General features: G+C 71.9%; 14 protein-coding genes. 6 read left to right on the top strand and 8 right to left on the bottom strand.

The annotated features are described in order from the left end of the window. The 6 genes from ACIBK1_RS18920 (at position 1) to ACIBK1_RS18895 (ending at position 6413) form a co-directional block, all read left to right on the top strand. The gene (locus tag ACIBK1_RS18920; protein ID WP_030510626.1) at positions 1 to 279 is read left to right on the top strand and encodes a sarcosine oxidase subunit delta; all 279 of its coding nucleotides are present in this window, start codon (positions 1 to 3) and stop codon (positions 277 to 279) included. After that, positions 276 to 3191 carry a 2Fe-2S iron-sulfur cluster-binding protein gene (locus ACIBK1_RS18915; protein WP_396736438.1) on the top strand — a complete coding sequence of 972 codons (2916 nt, stop codon included), beginning with the start codon at positions 276 to 278 and terminating at the stop codon, positions 3189 to 3191. The genes ACIBK1_RS18920 and ACIBK1_RS18915 overlap by 4 nt, the downstream gene beginning before the upstream one ends. Beyond that, the gene (locus ACIBK1_RS18910; protein ID WP_396736435.1) at positions 3184 to 3807 is read left to right on the top strand and encodes a sarcosine oxidase subunit gamma; all 624 of its coding nucleotides are present in this window, start codon (positions 3184 to 3186) and stop codon (positions 3805 to 3807) included. Before ACIBK1_RS18915 ends, ACIBK1_RS18910 begins: the two co-directional genes overlap by 8 nt. Positions 3808 to 3894: 87 nt before the next feature. Further along, positions 3895 to 4308 (top strand): aspartate 1-decarboxylase, encoded by a 414-nt coding sequence (panD, locus tag ACIBK1_RS18905; RefSeq protein WP_076441633.1) that lies wholly within the window; start codon positions 3895 to 3897, stop codon positions 4306 to 4308. 321 nt (positions 4309 to 4629) lie between these two features. Beyond that, on the top strand, positions 4630 to 5187 hold the full coding sequence (locus ACIBK1_RS18900; RefSeq protein WP_357313064.1) for an RNA polymerase sigma factor: 558 nt from the start codon (positions 4630 to 4632) through the stop codon (positions 5185 to 5187). A gap of 41 nt (positions 5188 to 5228) precedes the next feature. Then, positions 5229 to 6413, top strand: coding sequence for a CU044_5270 family protein (locus ACIBK1_RS18895; protein ID WP_396736431.1), 1185 nt, complete (start codon positions 5229 to 5231; stop codon positions 6411 to 6413). Between the two features lie 79 nt (positions 6414 to 6492). On the opposite strand, the gene ACIBK1_RS18890 is transcribed toward ACIBK1_RS18895, so the two are convergent. The 8 genes from ACIBK1_RS18890 to ACIBK1_RS18855 all read right to left on the bottom strand — a co-directional run bounded on the left by ACIBK1_RS18890 (position 6493) and on the right by ACIBK1_RS18855 (position 16270). Continuing rightward, a complete protein-coding gene (locus ACIBK1_RS18890) occupies positions 6493 to 7260 on the bottom strand; it encodes a ribonuclease HII (RefSeq protein WP_030510620.1) in 768 nt (255 codons plus the stop codon). A gap of 40 nt (positions 7261 to 7300) precedes the next feature. Next, positions 7301 to 7720, bottom strand: coding sequence for a hypothetical protein (locus tag ACIBK1_RS18885; RefSeq protein WP_363535197.1), 420 nt, complete (start codon positions 7718 to 7720; stop codon positions 7301 to 7303). Beyond that, positions 7717 to 7980: a hypothetical protein gene (locus ACIBK1_RS18880; RefSeq protein WP_156081105.1), complete on the bottom strand. Its 264-nt coding sequence runs from the start codon at positions 7978 to 7980 to the stop codon at positions 7717 to 7719. Before ACIBK1_RS18880 ends, ACIBK1_RS18885 begins: the two co-directional genes overlap by 4 nt. A 90-nt stretch (positions 7981 to 8070) precedes the next feature. Then, complete coding sequence (locus ACIBK1_RS18875) at positions 8071 to 9510, bottom strand: cellulose binding domain-containing protein (RefSeq protein ID WP_396736427.1); 1440 nt, start codon at positions 9508 to 9510, stop codon at positions 8071 to 8073. A gap of 64 nt (positions 9511 to 9574) precedes the next feature. Further along, positions 9575 to 12331 (bottom strand): glycoside hydrolase family 9 protein, encoded by a 2757-nt coding sequence (locus tag ACIBK1_RS18870; RefSeq protein ID WP_396736424.1) that lies wholly within the window; start codon positions 12329 to 12331, stop codon positions 9575 to 9577. Between the two features lie 13 nt (positions 12332 to 12344). Then, a complete protein-coding gene (locus tag ACIBK1_RS18865; protein ID WP_396736421.1) occupies positions 12345 to 14831 on the bottom strand; it encodes a glycoside hydrolase family 9 protein in 2487 nt (828 codons plus the stop codon). A 396-nt stretch (positions 14832 to 15227) separates the two neighbouring features. Continuing rightward, positions 15228 to 15737: a hypothetical protein gene (locus tag ACIBK1_RS18860; protein ID WP_396736419.1), complete on the bottom strand. Its 510-nt coding sequence runs from the start codon at positions 15735 to 15737 to the stop codon at positions 15228 to 15230. Then, a complete protein-coding gene (locus tag ACIBK1_RS18855; protein WP_387074614.1) occupies positions 15734 to 16270 on the bottom strand; it encodes an RNA polymerase sigma factor in 537 nt (178 codons plus the stop codon). The genes ACIBK1_RS18860 and ACIBK1_RS18855 overlap by 4 nt, the downstream gene beginning before the upstream one ends. Between the last annotated feature and the right edge of the window lie 225 nt (positions 16271 to 16495).

The following is a 16495-nucleotide window of genomic DNA, read 5'->3' as shown; positions in this document are numbered from 1 at the left end:
ATGCTGCTGATTCCCTGCCCGTGGTGCGGGCCGCGGGACGAGGCCGAGTTCCACTACGGGGGGCAGGCCCACGTCGCCTATCCGGAGGACCCGGCCGCCCTGTCCGACGAGGAGTGGGCCCGCTACCTGTTCTTCCGCGACAACCCCAAGGGCCTGTTCGCGGAGCGGTGGAGCCACACCGCCGGATGCCGCCGCTGGTTCAACGCCGTACGGGACACCGCCACCAACGAGATCCACGCCGTCTATCGGGCGGGCGAGCCGCGGCCGGTGATCGCATGAGCGAGCGTAGCGAGCGAACCGGCGGGGCCGCCGCACAGCCGCACCGGCGCGAGGGGGCGACGGGAAAGACGCTGCGCTTCCGGTTCGACGGCCGGGAGTACGCGGGCCTGGAGGGCGACACGCTGGCCTCGGCGCTGCTCGCCAACGGCGTGCGCGCGGTGGCGAGCAGCATCAAGCTCGGCCGTCCGCGCGGCGTGTACGCCGCGGGCTGCGAGGAGCCCAACGCGCTCGTCCAGATCGAGGAGCCCTTCCCCGAGCCCATGCTCACCGCCACGACCGTCGAGCTGTACGACGGCCTGGTCGCCACGGGCCTGCCGGGACAGGGCAGGCTGGCCGACCGCCCCGACCCGGCGCGCTACGACGCGGTGCACGCGCACTGCGACGTGCTCGTGGTCGGCGCGGGACCGGCCGGCATCGCCGCCGCGGGCGTGGCCGCGCGGGCCGGCGCCCGGGTGATCCTCGCCGACGAGCGGCCCGAGCCGGGCGGCAGCCTGCTCGGCACGGCCGAGACGCTCGACGGCGCGCCCGGTCGCGAGTGGGCGGCCGGGGAGGCGGCCGCGCTGGCCGCCCTGCCGGAGGTGCGCGTGCTGCGCCGCACCACGGTCCTCGGTCACTACGACGACAACTACGTCATCGCGGTGGAGCGCCGGACGAACCACCTGGGCGCCCAGGCGCCCGCCGACGTGGCGCGCGAGCGCGTGTGGCGCATCCGGGCCAGGCGCGTGGTGCTGGCGACCGGCGGCCATGAGCGGTTCGTCGCCTTCGCCGGGAACGACCTGCCCGGCGTGATGCTGGCGGGCGCGGCCCGCACCTACGCGAACCACTACCGCGTCCTGCCCGGCTCGCGAGCGGTGGTGTTCACCACCAACGACAGCGCGTACGCCGCGGCGCTCGACCTCGCCGGCGCCGGTGTCGAGATCGCCGCGATCGCCGACGTACGGCACGCCCCCGGCGAGACGTGGGCGGCGCGCTGCGCCGAGCGCGGCATCGAGGTCCTGACCGGCCACGTGGTCACCGCCGCGAAGGGCGAAGGCGAGGTCTCCTCGGTCGAGGTCGCTCCGCGCCCGGAAGCACAGGGCTCGGGTGGCCAGGCCCGGGAGATCCCCGCCGACCTGCTGCTCGTGTCCGGCGGCTGGACGCCGGTGGTGCACCTGTTCAGCCAGGCCGGGGGCACGCTGCGCTACGACGAGGAGCTGGGCGCGTTCACGCCCGGCGAGACGCGCCAGGCGGTGGAGGCCGCCGGTTTCGCGAGGGGTGTCGGGGGCACGGGCGTCCGCACGCTGCGGGAATGCCTGGAGGACGGCGCGGAGGCGGGCCGCCGCGCGCTGGCCGCCGCCGGCTTCGCCGTGCCGGCCGAGACCACTCCGCCGGCCGAGACCACTCTGCCGACCGCGGACGAGGAGCCTGTCGCCGCGCCCGCCGAGCATGTGTGGCTCGTGGAGAGCGGCGACTACGGCACGCACTTCGTGGACCTGCAGCGGGACGTCACCGTGGCGGAGGTGCTGCGCGCCACCGGCGCGGGGCTCAGCTCGGTCGAGCACGTCAAGCGCTACACCACGGCGGGCACGGCGCACGACCAGGGCAAGACGTCCGGGCTGCTGACCGGCGGTGTCGTGGCGCACGCGCTCGGCGTCGACGTCGCCGAGCTGGGGACCACGACGTTCCGCGCGCCGTACACGCCGGTGTCGTTCGCCGCGCTGGCGGGCCGCGACCGGGGGCCGCTGCACGACCCGGTGCGCGTCACCGCGATGCACGAGTGGCACGTGGCGCGCGGTGCGCTGTTCGAGAACGTCGGCCAGTGGAAGCGGCCCTGGTACTACCCGCAGCAGGGCGAGGGCCCGGGTGAGGACATGGAGACCGCCGTGCTGCGCGAGTGCCGGGCGGCCCGCGAGGACGTGGCCGCGATGGACGCCTCCACGCTCGGGAAGATCGACGTGGTCGGCCCCGACGCTGCGGTGCTCCTCGACCGGCTCTACACGAACATGATGAGCACGCTCAAGGTCGGCTCCATCCGCTACGGCGTGATGTGCCGCCCCGACGGCATGGTCTTCGACGACGGCACCGTCATCCGGCTGGCGGACGACCGCTTCCTCGTCACCACGACGACCGGCAACGCGGCCGCGGTGCTCGACTGGATGGAGGAGTGGCTGCAGACCGAGTGGCCGGACCTGCGGGTGCACTGCACGTCGGTCACCGAGCAGTGGGCGACCGTCGCGCTCGTCGGGCCGCGCTCCCGCGAGGTGCTGGCGCGGCTCGCGCCGGGTCTGGCGGTGGACAACGACAGCTTCCCCTTCATGACGTGGCGGGACGCCGAGGTCGCCGGGATCGAGGCGCGGGTCTGCCGGATCAGCTTCTCGGGCGAGCTGGCCTACGAGATCAACGTGTCCTCCTGGTACGGGCTCGCCCTGTGGGAGGCGGTCATGGCGTCCGGCGAGGTCACGCCGTACGGCACCGAGACCATGCACGTGCTGCGTGCCGAGAAGGGGTTCCCCATCGTCGGTCAGGACACCGACGGCACGGTCACCCCGCAGGACCTCGGCATGGAGTGGATCGTCTCGAAGAAGAAGGCCGACTTCGTCGGCAAGCGGTCCTTCGCCCGGGCGGACACCTCCCGGCCCGACCGCAAGCACCTGGTCGGCCTGCTGCCCGAGGACCCCGGCGTGCTGCTGCCCGAGGGCGCCCACCTCGTGGACACCTCGGCGCTGCCCGAGCCGCCGGTCCCGACGCTCGGCTTCGTCACCTCCAGCTACCGCAGTGCCGCGCTGGGCCGTACGTTCGCGCTCGCGCTGGTGAGTGGCGGACGCGAGCGGATCGGCGAGCGGCTGTACGCGCCGGTCGGGGCGGACCTGGTGCCCGTCACCGTGACTTCGCACGTCCTGTACGACCCGGAAGGAGCGCGCCGCGATGGTTGAGCCGGCGGCTGTGTCGATGGCTGAGCGCAGGAGTCCGGCCGCGGCGTTCGCGGCCAGGTTCGAGGCGGCGAGCGCGGGCGGCGGCCTGCGCCTGGCCGAGATCCCCTTCCTGTCCCAGGTCAACCTCCGGGTGGACCCCAAGAGCCCGGCGGCGGAGCGCATCGGGACGGCGATCGGGGTGCCGCTGCCGATGGAGCCCGGCACCGCGGCGGGCGGCGGCGACCTGGAGGTCCTGTGGCTCGGGCCCGACGAGTGGCTGGTGGTCGGTCCCGACGGCGCCGCTCCGGGGCTTGTGGAGCGGCTTGCCGAGGCGGCGGCCGGTGAGCACGTCTCGGTCGTCGACGTGTCGGCCCAGCGCACCACCCTGGTGGTCGCCGGGGACCGGGCGCGGGACGTGCTGGCCCACGGCTGCGCGCTGGACCTGCACCCCCGGGTGTTCGGCCCGGGGCGGGTCGCCCAGACCACGCTGGCCAGGGCGGGAGTCGTCCTGGTCGCCGGTGAGGACGGTTTCCGCCTGCTGGTCCGCTCGTCCTTCGCCGCGTACGTCGCGGAGTGGCTGCTCGACGCGTCCGTCGAGTACGTCACGTCCCCGGCCGGGGAGGCCGACCCGGCCTGACGCCGGGCCGCGGTTCTGCCGGTCAGGCGTGTGACATAGCATCGAGGGCGCTCGTAAGGAGGGCAGTCCGCACCCCGGTGGGAGACCATGTTCCGCACGCTGATGAAGTCGAAGATCCACCGCGCGACCGTCACGCAGGCCGATCTGCACTACGTCGGCTCGGTGACCATCGACGCGGACCTGATGGCCGAGGCCGACCTCGTCGAGGGTGAGAAGGTCGACATCGTCGACATCGACAACGGCAACCGCCTGTCCACCTATGTGATCGAGGGCCCGGCGGGCTCCGGCGTCATCGGAATCAACGGCGCCGCCGCCCGCCTCATCTCGGTCGGCGACCTTGTGATCATCATCGCGTACGCGCTGGTCGCCGAGGAGGAGGTCAAGGCGCTCAAGCCCCGCGTCGTCTTCGTCGACAAGGACAACAAGCCGCTGCACGTGGGCTCCGACCCCGCCGCCGTGCCCGACGGCATGGGGCTGACCCCCGGCGACCACGTCGCGTAGGAGGGCCGGGAACTCCCGCGCTGTCCGGTGAGGCCGGTCCTCTCGCGCGCTCGCCCGCCACGATCCGCCCGCCCCGATCCGCCCACCCCATGCCGAACTCGGCCGCAGTGTCGTCGAACCGCTCGGCAGCCTTAAGCCGGACGACGGCGTAACCGAGGTGCCCGGCGGCCCCATGGAGCTGATCGCCCGCCTCCACCGCCCCGCCGTGCGGATGTCCGGCGGGGCGCCGGCTTGTCCACGTCTCGCGCTGCCGAACCCCCTTCGGGGTTCGGCTTTTCGGGTTCGGTGGTAATCCTGGGGCTTCTGCGAGGACTACTTGGCGTGAACGATTCCGAAGAACGCTTCACGAACCTCTACGACCGGCATTACCGGGCGGTGCTGGGATACGCACTGCTGCGCGCCGACCACAGCGTCGCCGAGGACGTGTGCAGCGAGACCTTCCTGGTCGCCTGGCGGCGCCTGGCCGAGCTGCCCGAGCCCGTGCTGCCCTGGTTGCTCGGCGTGGCCCGCAACCTGCTGGCCAAGCAGCGCGACTCGCGTGGCCGGCGCAAGGCGCTGGTGGACCGCATCGCCGCGCTCGGCACCGAGCGCGACAACGTGGCCTGGGACATCGCCGACCATGTCGTTGACCGGGACACCGCGCTGGCCGCGCTGGCGACCCTGCCCGAGCAGGACGTGGAGGCGATGGCGCTGGCGAGCTGGCACGGCCTGCCGCCCGAGCAGGCCGCAGCCGTCATGGGCTGCTCCACCCGCACCTACAACGTGCGGCTGCATCGTGCCCGCAAACGACTGGTCCGGGCGTTACGCGCCGAATCGAGCAGGAGCACCTCACCGGCGCGGACCGCCGCCGGCAGGCAGCGGTTGGCGGAGGAGACGTGATGGCCGCCGAACCCCCTCGCAGCACTTCCCCGGAGGAACGCATGACCGACCGTATGTTCGCCCAGCTCAAGCCCGCACGGCTGGACGAGCTGACCGAGGCGGCCCACAGCCGCCACCGCGCGGACGACCTCGCCCGTGCCTTCCGCACCCCGCCCGCACCGCCGAAGGCGGCCGTACCGTTCAGGCGGCGCCCGTTGCTTCTGAGTGGCGGCCTGGCGGCCGCCGGGCTCGCCGCAGCAGTGATCGTCGCTCCCCACGTGGCCCCGCAGCCCGGGCCGGCCCCCTCGGCCGCGCTTTCGCGGACCGTCGCCACCCGTCCCGCCGCCCTCGACGCCCGTAGCGTGCTGCTGGCCGCCGCCGAGAGCGCGGCGAGGACTCCGGCGAGCACCGGCCGCTACTGGTACACCCGCGAGCGCACCTTCAGCCGGGTCCGGGTGGACGAAGACGCGTATGTCGCCAAGCTGAAGGCTCTGGCCGCCGAGCGGGACAGGAGAGCGGCGTCCGGTTCGAAGGAGGCCGCCGACCGGTGGCTGGACGCGCAGGTGAGCAAACTGAAGAAGACGAGCGACTTGGCGTACGCCGCCTATTCGGGCAGCACCGACGAGAGCTGGCGTGCCCGGGCGAAGGGGGACGTCAACCGCAACGTCCGCAGGTCCGACGGGAAGATCACGTTCGGCTCGCCGGAGGACGAGGAGAAGTGGCGCAGCTCGGGATCGCCCCGTCTGATCAAGGGGGGCCGGACCGTCGACGACGACCGGCTCGACCGGGTCCTGTCGATCGACAACCCCAGCCTCACCATCCGGAACGTGGACCGGTTGCCCACCGGCGAGAAGGCGTTGGGGCGGCGTCTGCACGAGCTGTACCGGGCACGCCCGTCCGGCGGCACGGACGAGGACTTCTCGGTCTACCTGTGGCAGACGGCCGTCGACCTGCTGAACGCCCCGATCACGCCGGGCACGCGGGCCGCGCTGTTCCGGGTGCTGGCCGGTGAGCAGGGCCTGACCGCGCTGGGCGAGCGTGCCGATTCGCTGGGGCGGACAGGGGCGGCCCTGGCGGCGACCGAACCCGGCGACCACGGCGAGTCCGTCGAGTATCGGATCATCGTGGACCCGGGCTCGGCCAGGCTGCTGCAGTACGAGGTGGCGGGGGACGGCGCGTCCGCCCCCTACCTCCGGGTCACCCTGGAGGACGCCGGCTGGGTGGACGCCCTCGGCCGCCGGCCCTGACCTCCGTAGCTGACGGCGGGCCGGTCACGGCGGCGACGATCTCGCCGGGCCATGCCGCGACCGGCCCGCCGCCGAAGCCTCAGAGGAGGGTCATCTGACCGGAGCCCGCGAGGGGGTCGCGGTGTTTGCGCAGGTGCCGCCACTGGGGGAGGTCGTCGAGGTAGGACCACGAGAGCCGGTGGTGGGGGGTCGGGCCCGTCTCCGCCAGCGCCTGCTGGTGGACGGGGGAGGGGTAGCCCGCGTTGGCGGCGAAGCCGTACGCCGGGTGCTCCTCGCCGATCTCCGCCATCAGGCGGTCGCGGTGGACCTTGGCCAGCACCGACGCGGCGGCCACCGACACCGAGCGCTGGTCGGCCTTGACCTCGCACCGCACCCGCCACGGCCGGCCGAGGAAGTCGTGCGCGCCGTCGAGGAGCACCACGTCGGGCCGCAGCGGCAGGGCCTCCAGTGCACGGCACGCGGCCCGGCGCAGCGCCTCGGTCATGCCGACCTCGTCGATCTCCTCCGGTCCGGCCGCGCCGTACGCGTGACAGGTGAGCCACTCGGGCAGGACCGCGGCGAACGCCTCCCGCTGGGCCGGGCCGAGCAGCTTGGAATCGGTCAGCCGGACCGTGCGCTCCCCGCGTCCCGGCAGCTCGGGCGGCGGGCCGAAGGCGGTGACGGCCGCGCAGACCATCACCGGGCCCGCCCACGCGCCGCGGCCGACCTCGTCCACGCCCGCGACATGGACCGCCCCCGCGGCACGCAGCTCATCCTCGATCTCGTATCCGGCCGCGCGCCGCGGGGATGTCGCGGGTGCGGTGGGGGATGGGGCGCCGGGCTCAAGCCCGGGCAGGGCGTCGGTCATCCCCGTATCTTCCCAGGCACCCGCAGGCCGGTCGGGAGAGTCAGTCCGAATCGCTGATCTCGTAGATGTCGAGCTGCCATGGCAGGTGCGCGCGGACCGGCTCCCACCGTTTGAGGTCTGTGGCGAGGATGGGGAAGCCGAGATAACGGGCCACGGCCACGGTGTGCGCCGCGGGTATGTCCTGCTGCTCGGTCAGCCGCACCGAGACCGCCGACAGGCGGAGCACATCCTCGGTGGATGCGATCGGCTCCAGCCGGACGTGCTCCAGCCGGTGGATCATTCCGTGGACGGCCTCGGTCTGGGATTCGCTCAGGGTGTGCTGCGCCGAGGCGAGCGCGATGGCGGGCACGCTGACGCGGATGGTGTGCTCGTCCAAGGCCGCGACGAGATTCGCGACGACCAGATCACCTCTGCCGAGTTCGCTGATCGTGACGTCGTCGAGGACGTATCCGACGCTCATGAAGCCTGGGGTCGCCGCAAGTGCTCGATCGCCCCCTGCGTGAGGCGTTCGGCCTTGGCGACGGCGTCGGGGTCCGCCTTCGCCCGTGCGAGGAGCTCCTCGAAGGCCAGCCGTTGGCGAAGGCGGGTCGTCTTGTGCTCTTCGAGGAGCTGGTTCAGCACGTCGGCCAGCGTCGTCCCGCGTCCGGACTGATTGGCCAGCTCGTTGAGCTCGTCTCGGAGCGCCTTGGGGACTTTGATGCTGGTCATGTCAGCAGTCATACCAGAATTCTACCGGGTAGAAGAGAGGTATGACAGATCCGTGCTCCATGGTCGTGGTGCATGAACGCGGATGGCGTCGGTCGCCACGTGTCACGTCATCGTGCAGGCGTTTCCGTTGAGGGTGAAGGCGGCGGGCGGGGGGTTCTCACCGGAGTAGGCGCCGTTGAAGCCGAGGTACAGCGACTGGCCCGGCTTGATCGTCTTGTTCCATTCGTAGTTCTCGGCCGTGACCGCGGTGCCGGACTGGGTCCAGACGGCCGACCATCCGTTGGTGACCCGCTGGGAGGCGAGCGGGAAGCTGAAGCCGAGCTTCCATCCGGCGATGGCGGCGGTGCCGGTGTTGGTGATCGTGACAGTGGCGGTGAACCCGCCGCCCCAGGTGGTGGGCGCGTACGTGACCTTGCACGCGGTACCGGAGGACGCGGACGGCGACGGGCTGGGCGAGGAGGTTCCGCCCGGCTGCGCGACGGCCGTGTACGGCGCGGAGGGGTTGCTCAGGTTGCCGGCGGCGTCGCGGGCGACGACCTGGAAGGTGTACGGCTTGCCGCCTTCGAGGCCCGAGACGATGTCGCGGGGGATGCCGTTCTCGCCCTCGTAGGCGTAGCCGTGGTCGGTCTGGCGGAAGAGGTCGTACTTGGACGGGACCCCGCTGTCGTCGCTGACGCTGTTCCAGGCGAGGAAGACTCCCCCGGGGATGTCCATCCCGCTCACCGATGTCAGCCCGGTCGGGGTGCCGGGCGGGGTGGTGTCCGTTCCGGGGCTCGGGCTGGGGGCGGGCGGCTCGACCATGGCCCGCTGGCGGACCAGGTCGGAGGGCGCGCTGAGGTTGCCTGCGGCGTCCTTCGCCACGACGTAGAACAGGTAGTCGCGCCCCGGAGTGAGGCCCACGATCGCGAGGACCTTGTCGTCGGCCGGCGTGGAGACCTGGGCCGGCACCTTGCTGAAGGCGCCGTCGATCCAGGCGTACACGTCGTAGCCGGACACCGCCACGTTGTCGGTGGAGCGGGTCCAGGTCAGGCCCGCCGCTCCGTTGATGTAGACGCTGTACGGTCCCAGCCCCTCCGGGCGGGTCGGCGGGGTCCGGTCGATCGGCGACGGGCTGGGCGGGGGAGCGGACGGCGACATGCCGCTGAGATAGTTCGCGGCCTGCGTCACCTCGTTGGACGGCGAGCCGGCGTTCCCGGCCGCGTCCCTGGCGATGACCCGGAACGTGTACGACTGCCCAAGGGTGAGGCCGCTGACGATGGAACCGGTGCCGGTCGTCGTACGGATGGCCGTGAAGACGCCGTCCTGTTTGACCTGGACGTCGTAGCCGGTCACCCCGACGTCGTCGGTAGCGGCGCCCCAGCACAGCGACACGCCGATGCCGAGGCCCGACCCGGGCGCGCCGGGCAGCGGGCAGTGGAACAGCGTTCCCGGCGCGCTGGGCGGGGTGGTGTCCGCGGCGCCGACGGCAGGCGCGGCGGACGCGGCGAGCGCGAGGCCGGCGCCCAGGATCACGGAGACCGGACGGAGACCCTTGACGGGCATGTGGTTCACCTTTCCGATGGGGGCGGCCCGGCGCATCGGGGGACGCGCCGGGCCGTCGGCGGGATCAGGAGCAGGTGGTGCCGTTGAGGGTGAAGGCGGTGGGTTTGGGGTTGCTGCCGGTGTAGGCGCCGTTGAAGCCGATCTGGATGGACTGGCCGGGGTTGATGGCCTTGTTCCAGTCGAGGCTGGTGGCGGTGACGTTGGCTCCGGTCTGGGCCCAGGTGGCCGACCAGCCGGGAGGCGTGATCGTCTGGTTGCCGGGGAAGGCGAACTTCAGGGTCCAGCCGTTGATCGTCGTGGTGCCGGTGTTGGCGATCGTGACGGTCGCGGTGAAGCCGCCGCCCCAGTCGCTGGTCCCGTAGGTCACCTTGCACCCGCCACCGGCAGACGGTGACGGAGACGGTGACGGTGACGGAGACGGGCTGGGCGACGGCGACGGCGACCGAGAGGGGCTGGGCGAGGGGGACGGGGTGGGCAGGCCCGACTGGGCGGTCGCGGTGAGCGTGGCCGAGGGCTGGCTGGTGTTGCCGGCCGCGTCCCTGGCCACCACGTAGAACGTGTAGCTGGTTCCGGCCACCAGCTTGTCGGCGACGTACAGCGTGGACGTGGACGAGCCGATCTTGGTGAAGCTCGTGCCCTGCTTCATGTAGACGTCATAGCCGGTGACCCCGGTGTCGTCGGTCGAGGCCGTCCAGCACATCGGGACGGCGTTGACGAAGTCCGCTCCGCAGACCCACAGCCCGGTGGGCGCGCTCGGCGGCGTGGTGTCCACCGAAGCCGACGGCGAGGGCGACGGTGAGGGAGACGGCGACGGCGAGGGGGACGGGGAAGGCGACGGCGAGGGGGACGGGCTGGGCGTGCCGCCGGGCGGCGTGCCCCACACCAGCGTGTTCCCGTCGTATACCGGCACGTGCGAGGCCGCCGACGCCGACCAGTCGTTGGACGGGTCCCAGGTCGCGCCGTTCGGCACCGAGATCCGCAGTTGCGTGCTGCGGCGGTAGAGCTGGGCGTCGCCGGGATAGATGGGCTTGCCGGTGCAGTCCACCTCGGCGTAGTAGGTGCGGTCCTGCGCGAGCGTCGGCCCGGTCACGGCACAGCCGTTGCTGTCTCCGCCGGTCACCTTCACCTGGGAGACGGAGATGGAGCCGTCAAGCGTGAAGTAGTAGCGCGCCTTGCCCGACTGGAGGACGCGCGGCGGCCAGTTCGACGTGTTGGTGATGGTGACGCTCAGCGAGGTGCCGTCCACGCCGGTGTAGACGTTGCCGGTCTCGGCGTGGATCTCGTCGTACTTGCTCTCCGGGGCGGGGAAGCCCGCCACCGGCGTCCCGCCGTACTCCTTGGCGAACCGCGCGAGCACGTTGGTGATGCCGGAGTTGTAGTCGATGGCGACCTCGTTGCGGACGTAGTCCGTGCGGCTGTCGGTGTAGGCGTCGGTCTGGTCCGGGCCGCCGGCGAGCGCGCCGTACAGGACGTGCAGGTTCGGGCCGCTGGTGTCGCTCATGTAGCCGAGGTACTGGCCGCTGGCCGCCCGGTGGTGGACGTGCGTGGGCGGGTTCGTCCCGAAGCCGACCATGTAGCTGGAGTGGCGGGGGTTGTCCCCGAGCGCGTAGTCGACCTGCCGCTTGGCGAAGTCGTGGTAGCGGGCGTAGAGGGGGTCGTCCGGGCCGAGGTGGTCGGCGTAGACGAGGGCCACCCACGCGGTGTTCAGCGCCATGCGCAGCGAGGCCCAGTTGAAGATGTAGGCCAGGCCGCCGGGGGTGACCGGTCCCTTCTTGCCCTTGTAGCCCGTGGTCCAGTAGTCGAGGTAGCGCTGGACGTCGTCCTTGTACTGCTGCTCGCCCGTCAGCGTGGCCATCAGCGCGTAGACGCCGTACTCCTTGTCGTTCCAGCCGAGGCCGAAGGTGTACGCCGGGACGGCCGTGCCGCCCGCGCCCTGGCCCGCGTCGGGCTCGCTACCCATCTTGGGATAGAACTCGCGGGCCTTGTCGAGGTAGCTCCCGGTGCCGGTGGCCTGGTAGAGCCACACGGCCGCCCAGGCCAGTTCGTCCCAGTACATCTTGGTCGCGCCCGGGTGGTCGGAGCCGCCCTCCCAGGTCGAGTTGTAGTAGCCGGAGATGCCCGGCACGCAGCTCGTGTACGCCGTGTCCTGGCCGTTGGAGCCCTTGGTCGTGTCGGCGAACGTGAACAGCTGCTTCGCGTGGGTGAGCAGCGTGTCGGCGTACGACGGGTCGGCCGGCCGGAAGGCCATCGAGGAGGCCGCCATCGCCGCCGCCGTCTCGGCGACGACGTCGGTGCCCTTGCACGTCGGGGTGATCTTGTAGACCGGCCGCGCCATGCCCTTGATGTCGATCACCTCGGGCGGACCCCAGTACGCGTGGTCGACGCTGCCGTCGCCCACCTGGACGTACAACGTCTCCGGCTCGGGATGGGCGGCGATCAGGTAGTCGGTGGCCCACTTGAGGTTGTTCAGCATGGGCGTGAGCTGGGTCCCGTAACCGGTGCGGTTCTCGACCAGGCCCCAGGCCAGCATCGTCGTGGTGAACGCCATCGGGAAGCCGAACTTGACGTGGTCGCCCGCGTCGTACCAGCCGCCGGACAGGTCCACCCCCGCGGCCTTGCCGTCGTTCAGCGTGCGGTCGCCGCGCCACTCCACCCGGCTCCAGGCGGGCTTCTTGCCGGACTGCTGCGCCTCGTAGAAGTAGATCGACTTCTGCAGGGCCTCGGTGTAGTTGTACGAGCTCGCCGCCTGAGCGGGCGCCGGGCCCGGGACGAGCAGGGCGGCCAGTACGGCGGCCACCCCGCCCAGGGACAGGAGTCTCATCGATGGCCTCATCTCAGGAGCAGGTGGTGCCGTTGAGGGTGAAGGCGGCCGGGCTGGGGTTGCCGCCGGTGTAGGTGCCCTGGAAGCCGATCTGGACGGACTGGCCGGGGTTGATGGTCTTGTTCCAGTCGAAGCCGGTGGCGGTGACGGCGGTGCCGGTCTGGGTCCACGTGGCCGACCAGCCGGGCGGGCTGATCTTCTGGTTGCCGGGGAAGGCGAACTTGAGGGTCCAGCCGTTGATCGCGGTGGTGCCGGTGTTGGCGATCGTGACGGTCGCGGTGAACCCGCCGCCCCAGTCGTTGGGCGCGTACGTCACCCTGCACCCGCCACCAGCGGACGGGGACGGAGACGGAGAGGGGGAGGGGGACGGGCTCGGTGAGGGGCTGGGCGACGGCGACGGGCTGGGGGACGGGCTGGGGGACGGCGACGCCGAAGGGGACGCCGAGGGCGAGGGCGAGGGCGACGGGGAGGCGGATGGCGACGGTGAGGGCGACCGTGACGGCGACGGGCTGGGCGAGGGCTCGGCGCCGGGCGGCGTGCCCCAGATGACGCGGCCGTCGTTGCCGTACAGCGTCATGTGGTCCGCGCCCTTGGCCGACCAGTCGTTGGACGGATCCCAGGTCGCGCCGTCGGCCACGCCGATGCGCAGCTGCACCTCGCGGCGATACTCCGACTGGCCGCCGGGGAAGATGAGCGTTCCGGTGCAGTCGACCTCGGCGTAGTAGGTGCGCCCCTCCAGCAGGTGCGGCCCGGTGGGCTGCTTGCACTGCGTGTAGGAGGTGCTCACCGTGACCTGGCTCGCCGTCGTCGAGCCGTCGAGCGTGAAGTAGTAGCGGAACTTCGCCTTGTCGAGCACGGTCGCCGGCCAGGCCGACTTGTTGATGACGAACGTCTTGGCCGCCGTCTCCCGGCTCGTGTGGGTGATGGTCGGCTCCAGGGAGAACTCCGGGCCGTCGGGCGTCTCGCGCGGCAGCGTGGCCAGGGGCGAGCCGCCGTACTCGCCGTAGAGGACGGCGAGCGAGCTGGTGATGCCGGAGTTGAAGTCGAGCGCGACCTCGTTCTTCACGTAGTCGCCGCGGCTGTCGGTGTAGGCGTCGGCGCCGTCCGGGCCGCCGACCAGCGCGCCGTACAGGATGTGCCTGCTGACGGTGGGCTCGCCGTCGGGACCGGCGTTGGTCCAGGAGCCGTGCGCGCCGCGGTGGTGCGGGTTGCGCGGCGGGTTGGTCCCGAAGCCGATCATGTAGCTGGAGTGCCTGGGGTTGTCGCCCAGCGCGTAGTCGACCTGCCGTTTGCCGAAGTCGTGGTAGCGCGCGTACAGCGAGTCGCCCGAGCCGAGGAAGTCGGCGTACCTCATCGCGACGAAGGCCGTGTTGGCGGCCATGCGCAGCGAGGCCCAGTAGAAGATGTACGCCAGGCCGCCGGGCGTGATCGTGCCCTTCTTGCCCTTGTATCCGACCGTCCAGTAGTCGAGGTAGCGCTGGACGTCGTCCTTGTACTTCTGCTCGCCGGTCAGCTCGGCCATCTGCTCGTAGACGGCGTACTGCTTGTCGTTCCAGCCGAAGCCGAAGTTGAAGACCGGCACCTGCTGCCCGTTGCTGCCCGGATCCTCCTGGGTGCCCATCTTCGGGTAGAACTCGCGGGCCCGGTCGAGGTAGCTCGCGGTGCCGGTGGCCCGGTAGAGCCAGACGGAGGCCCAGGCCAGCTCGTCCCAGTACATCTTCGTGGCGCCCTCGACCTGCCCGCCCTCGCCCGTGGAGTTGTAGAACCCCTGCGCGGCGCTGACGCAGTTCACGTACGCCGTGTCGCGGCCGTTCGTGCCCTTGGTCGTGTCGGCGAACGTGAACAGCTGCTTGGCGTGGGTGAGCAGCGTGTCGGCGTACGACGGGTCGGTGGGCCGGAAGACGACCGACGAGGCGGCCATCGCGGCGGCGGTCTCGGCGGCGACGTCGGTGCCCGGGCACGACGCGGTGATCTTGTAGACCGGTCGCTTGTGGCCCTTGGCCTCGACGGTCTCCGGCGCTCCCCAGTAGGAGTGGTCCTCACCGCCGTCGCCGACCTGGACGTACAGGACGTTCGGCTCGGGATGGGCGTCGATGAAGTAGTCGTTCGACTGCCGGAGCGTGTTCAGCAGGTACGGCAGCTGGCCCGAGCGCTCGTAGGACGCCCGGTAGTCCGCGCCGCCCCAGGCCAGCGTGGTGGTCATGGCCGCCATCGGGAAGCCGAACTTCACGTGGTCGCCCGCGTCGTAGAAGCCGCCGGACAGATCCACCCCGGCGGACTTCCCGTCGTTGACGGTCGAGTCGGCGCGCCAGGTCACCCGGTTGGTGGACGGGAGGTGCCCCGACTCCTGCGCCTCGTAGAACAGGAACGACTTCTGCAGCGCCTCGCCGTAGTTGAAGGACGCGGCCGCAACGGGGGTGGAAGTCGAGGTGACGGCCAGCAGGGCGCCGGCCAGTGCGGTCGCCGTGCTCGCGCTCAGCAGCCGTCGCGGTAGTCGCATCACGTGCCCCTCGAAAGGACGACGGGCCGGCCCCGCCGTGCGGGGCCGCCCCGGAAGCGGGCGGGACGATCTCGGGAGGACTCCCGCCCGGATGGTGCGTACGCGAGGTCGCGCGATCCAAGCACGCTCCGGTCACGGAGCGATACGTCCAGGTCAGGGAGGTCGAGGGCATGGCGTGGAGCTGAAACTTTCAGCTCCGCGCCGCGTCAGCTGCGCCCTGCTTTCGGCTCCGCCCCGCTTTCAGCTCCGCGTCGCGTTCACAGCAGCAGCATGAGCACACCCGCGAGGAGGATTCCGGCGACGGCCAGGGTCACCGCGAGCAACGCGGTCCTGCCGAACCGGCGGCGGATGAGTTTCGGATTGTGTGCCATCACGAGCGCCTTTCGTCTCGCCGAGTCAGTTCTCGGACGTGTGCGTGCGCGGTGTGGACGGATGCGTCGCCGTGAGCTCGCGTGCCCGGCGCAGCAGCGCCGCCCGGCGGGCATGGGCGTGCACGGCCAGCACCAGTGCGGCCGCCACGAACAACCCTCCGATCGCCAGCACGGGGGCGAGGCCGGTGCCGCGCCGCACCGCCGGCACGGTGAGAGCGGCGGTGGTGGCCAGCGAGGCGGCCAGGGCGATCCACGCGGCGATCACGCGGTCGGTGGCGAACAGCGGCACCCGGCGCATGAGCAGCCATCCGCCGTAGCCGGCCCAGGCCAGGCAGATGACGGCGAGAAGGGCGAACATCACCCGCGTGCGGCCGGGCAGCGGGCCTGGCTCGCCTGCCCACAGGGCGGTCACGAACGCCGTGCCCGACAGCCCGGACAACAGCGACGTCACCGCGCGGACGCGCCTGGCACGGGACAGCGCCGGTTCGAGCCGCTCGATCATCTCCCGCGCCGACAGCGGCGGCTCCTCGGTCATGGCCGGTATCCCTTCTCCTCCAGCTGCGCGCGCAACAGGCGCCGTGCGCGGTTGAGCCGCGACTTGACCGTCCCGGCGGGGATCTCGCAGATCTGCGCGCAGTCCTCCACCGAGAGGTCCTGCAGGTAGAACAGGACGAGGATCTCCCGCTCCGGCATGGGCAGGCCCGACAGGAGGCTCACCAGCTCGGCGCGGTCCACCGCGGCGTCCACGGGATCGTCGACGGTCACGTCACCGGCCGCCAGAGTCTCGTGCCCGTGCTCGTGTTCCCTGGCGTACTGGCCGCGCAGACGGTCGGTGACCGATCGGCGCGCGATGGTGAACAGCCAGGGCGCGAACCGGGCGGGTTCCCGCAACCGGGGCAGGCCGCGGATCACGGCCAGCCAGATCTCCTGGGTGACGTCGTCGGCCCGCTCGGCATCGAGCATGCGCCGCACGTACGTCCACACGGGCATCTGCCAGCGGGCGACCAGCTCGGCCAGCGCCGCGCGCTCGCCAAGCTGGGCACGCACCACCAGCAGCTCGTCGGTCATCTCGTCCTCCCGTCTTATTGCACAGTCGGACGAGGGGCCGATCAGGTTCACGCATCCGGCCACTGGATGGGATGCCACGGTGGCGGCCGCTGAGAAGGGAACGGGCCGGGGAGGGCGGCCCGCCGGACTCGCGGCCGGACGCCCGTGTGACGTCCGGCCGCGAGGCGCCGCGCGCGCGGGCCGCTCCGGGCCCGGCGCTCGACTTCGCCCTACGGGCGGTGGCGC

The organism is Microbispora rosea, assembly GCF_044460045.1.
Lineage (GTDB): Bacteria > Actinomycetota > Actinomycetes > Streptosporangiales > Streptosporangiaceae > Microbispora > Microbispora rosea.
This window is presented reverse-complemented; position numbering and strand designations above follow the sequence as displayed.